Origin of the sequence: Streptomyces rectiviolaceus (genome assembly GCF_039533825.1) — a bacterium.
GTDB classification, from domain to species: domain Bacteria; phylum Actinomycetota; class Actinomycetes; order Streptomycetales; family Streptomycetaceae; genus Streptomyces; species Streptomyces rectiviolaceus.
Window position 1 is genome coordinate 56110 of record NZ_BAAAUG010000094.1, and the last position, 5568, is coordinate 61677.

The 5568-nt window shown below is 73.3% G+C and carries 5 protein-coding genes and 1 pseudogene; 1 reads left to right on the forward strand and 5 read right to left on the reverse strand.

The annotated features are described in order from the left end of the window. Positions 1 to 93: 93 nt before the first annotated feature. Positions 94 to 1002 carry an oxygenase MpaB family protein gene (locus ABD378_RS26330; RefSeq protein WP_344524452.1) on the reverse strand — a complete coding sequence of 303 codons (909 nt, stop codon included), beginning with the start codon at positions 1000 to 1002 and terminating at the stop codon, positions 94 to 96. Positions 1003 to 1664: 662 nt separating this feature from the next. Here ABD378_RS26330 and ABD378_RS26335 point away from each other — a divergent pair. Further along, positions 1665 to 2076: pseudogene (locus tag ABD378_RS26335) on the forward strand (aldehyde dehydrogenase family protein); the annotation flags it as partial. A gap of 49 nt (positions 2077 to 2125) precedes the next feature. Here ABD378_RS26335 and ABD378_RS26340 read toward each other — a convergent pair. The 4 genes from ABD378_RS26340 to ABD378_RS26355 all read right to left on the reverse strand — a co-directional run. Then, complete coding sequence (locus ABD378_RS26340; protein WP_344524454.1) at positions 2126 to 2911, reverse strand: alpha/beta fold hydrolase; 786 nt, start codon at positions 2909 to 2911, stop codon at positions 2126 to 2128. Between the two features lie 47 nt (positions 2912 to 2958). Next, positions 2959 to 3438, reverse strand: a complete 480-nt coding sequence (locus tag ABD378_RS26345; protein ID WP_344524456.1) for a F0F1 ATP synthase subunit B family protein — start codon at positions 3436 to 3438, stop codon at positions 2959 to 2961. A gap of 104 nt (positions 3439 to 3542) precedes the next feature. After that, a complete protein-coding gene (locus ABD378_RS26350) occupies positions 3543 to 5291 on the reverse strand; it encodes an ABC transporter ATP-binding protein (protein ID WP_344524458.1) in 1749 nt (582 codons plus the stop codon). 11 nt (positions 5292 to 5302) lie between these two features. After that, positions 5303 to 5568: lasso peptide biosynthesis B2 protein (locus tag ABD378_RS26355; protein ID WP_344524460.1), on the reverse strand; the 266-nt coding region annotated here is incomplete at its 5' end.

Consider the following 5568-nt stretch of genomic DNA (forward strand, 5'->3'; position numbering starts at 1 on the left):
TTTCCCGCCCACCCACCCGATTGCCCGGCAGCGACCCTGCTGGGGAGGGCGGGTGGGTGGGGTTCAGCGCGCCGGGTAGGGCGGGGCGGGATTTCAGTCCGTCCGGCGTTTGAGGACGAACTCGGCGGAGCCGGTGATTTTCCGGTGGGCCCGAGCCCTGCGAGCCAGCGGCAGGTAGCGGAGGCGTTCCGGCAGGAGTGGGACCACCATGCGCACGACCCGGCCGAAGCGGCGCAGCCGACGCTCCTGGGCGGGGGTCCACGGCAGGCCGATGGCCGACCTCGCGTCCGGCGGCATCAGGCCGATCGTGATGAAGCGGCGGAAGCGGGCCAGGGGTGGCAGGAGCAGCGGCCAGAGGGCTCGCAGGGTCACCCGCAGCAGGTAGGGGCCGCGGTCCGGTGGTGGGACCGGGCGGTCCGTGGCGACGAGGTCGCGGACCACCTCCGTCTCCTCCAGCTCGTCGGCGAGGATCTGCGCGTAGTACGGCCAGAACTCCTCGAGCGTCTGCGGCATGTCCCGGTCGCGGATGCCGAGGATCCGGCCGACCTGGAGCCACTCCGCGTACAGCTGCCGCTCCTGCGCCTCGGTGAAGGGGCGGCCCAGGTACTTCTGGGCGTGGCGGTAGACGGGGAACCCGGTGGCGTGGACCCACGCGTAGTAGGCGGGCGTCAGCGCGTGGTAGTCGCGGCCGTGCACGTCCGTGCCCCGAATGTCCTTGTGCAGGGCGCGCAGCCTGCGCCCCTCATCGGCCGCGCTCTGCCCGCCGTACACCCAGGTCTGCAGCGACCGCAGCGACCGCTCGCCGCGCCCCCAGGGGTCGGTGCGGAAGACGGAGTACGTGTCGACGCCCGCGCCCACCGCGGGGTGCGCGACCTGCATCGTGAGCGCGGCGGGCAGGGCCAGCAGGGCGCGGACGTCGCCCGCGATGTCCCACAGGATCCCGCCGGGCGCGGGGGGCTCGGCAGCCTCGCGGCGGTCGGGAGCCTGGCGGCGGTCTTGCATCACGCGGCTCCCAGAGGTCGGCGGGCCCGCCGGTCGGTGCCCGGTTTATGTGTGTTCCAGTATGCGACCGCCAGGGCCACCGCGATCCGCAGGGCGGCGGCACCAGCGCCATCAGGACCCGGACGAGCCGTGTGAAGCGGCGCAGGGCGCGCTTCTGGCGCGGGGTCCAGGTGAGGCCGAGCCGCTCGCGGAGCACCGGCGGCAGATGGTGGTCCTTGAGGCCCCACACCCGCCCCACGTCCCGCATCTCCGACCGCACCCAGGAGTTCGAGAGGGCAGGCCAGAAGCGGTACGACGACACCGTGCTGTTCGGCTTCGCGATGGAAGCGGAGATGTTCGCCTACGACCCGGACAACCGCCGGGTCGCGAGCGCCGCCTTCCGCGTGATGGCAACGGGGCGCACGGCGCGCGGCACGCTCGGCCTTCGTACGTCTGCTCCCCGCGCGTCCGCACCGGCGGCCCGCGCTGCCCAAACCCCGGTCGTATCCCTTTGGTTACACCCTCGACGACCTGGGCCCGCACTGGGCTCAGGGCCGTCCGGTGCGTCCGCTGCCCGACGAAGTACCCCTGGAGCGCTGAATCATGGCCACCTTCTTCGTACGTTCCCCCGCCACCGGAGAGCGCGTGGAAGCGGTCGCTCGCCGGGCGGATGGACGAGCTCGCGCAGACGGTCGCCGCCGGTGCCGTCGGGGCTGCTCTCCGTCCATCAGCGGTCGCTGCTCGGCTACCGCCCCCTGGGCGTCGTCGGAGTGATCGGCCCCTGGAACTTTCCCGTCTACACCCCCATGGGCTCGATCGGCTACGCTCTCGCCGCGAACAACGCGGTCGTCTTCAAGCCGTCCGAACTGACGCCGGGCACCGGGGTGTTGCTCGCGTCGAGCTTCGACGACGCGGTGCCGGACTGCGCGGGGCTGCTCCAGACCGTGACCGGGCCCGGATCGACCGGGCAGGCGCTCGCGGAGGCCGACGTGGACAAGGTGGCGTTCACCGGGTCGCCGGGGACCGCGCGGAAGGTGGCACAGGTGTGCGCGCTCGCTGACGCCGCTCCTCGCGGAGTGCGGGGGCAAGGACGCCGGGCTGTGACAGTCGGCCACCGAGCCCGTCGGCGGGCTGCCGGATCCGCTCACCGCGTGGCCGCGTAGGCCTCCATGATGATGTCGGCGACCGCGTCCGGCTCGCGCAGGATCGGGAAGTGGTCGCTGTCCCGCAGCCGCACGAGCCGGCAGCCGGGGATGCGGGCCGCCATCTCCTCGTTGCAGCGGACCACCTCGGGGTCGTCGTGCTCCCCCAGGGCGAGGACGCACGGCACGTCGAGCTCGCCGAGCCGGTCGAAGGCGGGCGGGTCGGGCACGTGGTGGGGGTGAACGGCGAACCAGGACGGGATCACCGCCCTGATGAACGCCTGCACCTCAGGGTCGTCCCCGGTCCCCGCGGCGGCCGACGTGCGCCTCACCAGGCCCACGATGCCGTCCATGTCGCCCGCTTCCGCGAGCCGGCCCACCTCGGCCGTGAACTCCGCCATGGCGAAGTCCGGGTTGCCGGTGATTCCGGGGACCAGCAGCGCGAGGCCCGCCACCCGGGCGGGGGCGGCGAGCGCGAGGCCGATGGCCGTGGCGCCGCCCATGCTCGACCCCGCGAGGAACGCGCGGGCGACGTCGAAGTGGTCGAGGACCGCGATCAGGTCATCGACGAGCGAGAACGGCGCGGTGGGTGCGGGCGAGCTGCCGTACCCCCGTGCGTCGTAGCGGATGACCCGGCGGCCCTCCGCCAGGCGCGGCAGGATCCCGTCCCAGACGCGGGAGTCCGCGACTCCCGGGTGCAGCAGGACCAGCGGCAGCGCGTCGCCTCCCGGGCCTCCAGAGTCCTCCGCCCAGACCTCGCCGTCCTTGACCGGCACCATGAGTTCCATGGTGCGAGCCTGCCCCGACGCCGCCCGCAACGCCAGACCGACAGGCCTCAGCGGCCGGATCCCGTCGCCGCGGCGAGCGGCTCCCCCACGATCCTGCTCGCGAGCTCGGAGGCCAACTCCGAGACGTGGCCGCGCAGTTCGGCCTCCGCCGACACGCGTTCGGTTTCGATCCCGGCCTTCCCGCCTGCCAGCACCTCGTCGCGTTCGCGCACGCCGTCCTCACGGGCGGCGGCGATCAGGGCGGCGCCTTCCTCCCGGGCCTGCTGCCGTACCTGCGCGGCCTCGTGACGCGCCTCGGCCAGCGTGGCCTCGTGCTCGGCGCGTATCCGCTCGGCCTCCCTCCGCAGTTCCGCCGCCGGTCCGCCGGTGACCCCTTCGAGGATCGTGGCGCGCTCTTCGAGTACGCGGTTGACCCGGAGAACCATGCGCCTGACGAAGACGTAGAGGGAGCCGAACAGCACGACTCCGACGGCGAGACTCTCGACATCCGGGTTGATCGGCCCTAGCTGCATGGGAATGAGCTGCATGTCGCTGATCTACCCGCTCATCCGTGCGCAACAACGCGCATCTGCACGGCAGTTGAGTGATCCCCGCCACTTTCACTTTCCCGCAGCGCCCCGGCCCGCCGGCCCTATCCGGGAGACAGGGCGCGGTAACGGGCGCTCTCGGCCAGGAGTTCCCCGTGGCGCCCCGTCGCCACCACCCGCCCCCCGTCCAGCACCACGATCACGTCCGCCTCCCGCACGGTGGACACGCGGTGCGCGATCACAAGCAGCGCACATTCCTTCGCTGTCTCCCGGATCGAACTGCGCAGCGCCGCCTCGTTCACCGCGTCCAGATGTGCCGTGGGCTCGTCCAGCAGCAGCAGTTGGGGCCGGGCAAGCAGCGCGCGGGCGATCGCGATCCGCTGGCGTTCGCCTCCCGACAGCGCGATGCCCTGCTCGCCGGCATCTGTGTCCAGGCCGCGTGGTAGCTGGGCGACCAGCTCGGTGAGCTGCGCCAGCTCCAGGGCCCGCCGCAGCTCCCCCTCGTCCGCGTCCGGCGCCGCGTACATCAGGTTCTCCCGGAGTGTGCCGTGCAGCACGGGGCAGTGCTGCTCGACAAGGCCGATCCGGGCGCGGTGCGCGTGGCGTTGCACATCGCGTACGTCCTGGCCGTCGAAGAGGACGAGCCCGCGGTCCGGGTCGTAGAACCGCTCGGTGAGCGCGAAGACGGTGGACTTGCCCGCGCCGGAGAGGCCCACCAGCGCCACGTGCCCGCGCTGCGGCACGTCGAAGGTGGTCCCGCGCAGCACCGGCCGGTGCGGCTCGTAGCCGAACCACACGTCGCGGAACTGCAGCAGCGGGCCCCCGGCGAGGGCCGGAGCCGTGCCGGGGACCTGGCCCGTTTCCGGCTCTCCTGCCAGCTCAAGGACTTCGGTGATCCGGCGCAGTGCCCCCGAGCCCTGCTGCACGTTGCTCACCGCTTGGAACACGGCGCCGATCGGCTCGACCAGGTAGAGCATGTAGAGCAGGAAGGCGGCCAGGTCCGCGACCGAGCCGCCCGCCGCGACCCGGGCGCCGCCGATCAGGAGCACCGCCAGGAACGAGCCGTGGACGGCGAGTTCGACGGCCGGGGCGACCACCGCGTCAAGCCGCCCCACGCGCACTCCGGCCGCGTACGCGGCGCGGGCCTGCTCGGCGATCCTGGCCGCCTCGCGGCGTTCGGCCCGGCTGGCCCGCACCGTGCGCAGCGCGACCAGGGCTCGTTCCAGGTCGGCGGTCATGGTGCCGGTGGCCTGCTGGGCCGCGAGGGAGGCGCCTTCGATCCGGCGCAGCGCCGTGGTCAGCATCGCGGCGCCGAGCAGGATCATGCCGAGGACGACCAGGAAGAGCAGCCAGTCAAGCCAGAGCATCAGCGCGACCACCCCGAGCAGCCCGATGCTCCCCGTCACCGCGTCGGTGAAGCCCTCCGCGATGAGCAGCCGCAGCGCCGTGCTGTCCGTGCCGGTACGGGAGATCAGGTCACCGGTGCGGTGCCGGTCGAGGGTGCGCAGCGGCAGCCGCAGCAGCCGGTCGACGAGGTTGAGCCGCACACCCAGCACCACCCCCTCCCCGGTGCGCACCATCACGTACCGCCCCACCGCCTGCACCAGCGCCTGTGCGAGGAAGAGCGCCACAAGCAGCGCCACCGTGCCCGCGACGGCCGAGCCCGCACCCGCCGCTTGGATGACGTTCTTCACCACGAGCGGCTGCGCCAGGCCGAGCGCGGAGCCGGTCAGGGTGAGCGCCGCGGCGGCGCAGATCCCGCGCCGGTGCCCGCGCAGCACGCGGTAGACCTCGCGGAGGCCCGAGCGGGTCATGGCGCTCATGGCACGGTCGCTCGCGGCACGGTCGCTCATGGCACGCTCGCTCATGGCACGGTGAAGAACGGTCGGAAGTAGTCCGCCGGGTGGTCCTCGCCGACCGGTACGCCTTCGGCCTCAACCCACGCGTGAGCCCCGAACGGCGGCAGCCGCCGCGCTCCCACGCACCACACCGGCCACTGCCCGTGCGCCCGGCACAGCAGCGCCGTGGCCAACGAGCGGGGCAGGCAGCCCTCGGACCCGGTGCAGGCGAGGCTGACCGCGGTCACCGTCTCCCGGGCCGCGGCGGCATCGGCGTGCGAGGCGGCACGGG

Coding starts and splice junctions, on each gene's coding strand:
- ABD378_RS26350 (WP_344524458.1), bottom strand. CDS start 5,291: ATGAGCGACCGTGCCGCGAGCGACCGTGCCATGAGCGCCATGACCCGC.
- ABD378_RS26345 (WP_344524456.1), bottom strand. CDS start 3,438: ATGCAGCTCATTCCCATGCAGCTAGGGCCGATCAACCCGGATGTCGAG.
- ABD378_RS26340 (WP_344524454.1), bottom strand. CDS start 2,911: ATGGAACTCATGGTGCCGGTCAAGGACGGCGAGGTCTGGGCGGAGGAC.
- ABD378_RS26330 (WP_344524452.1), bottom strand. CDS start 1,002: ATGCAAGACCGCCGCCAGGCTCCCGACCGCCGCGAGGCTGCCGAGCCC.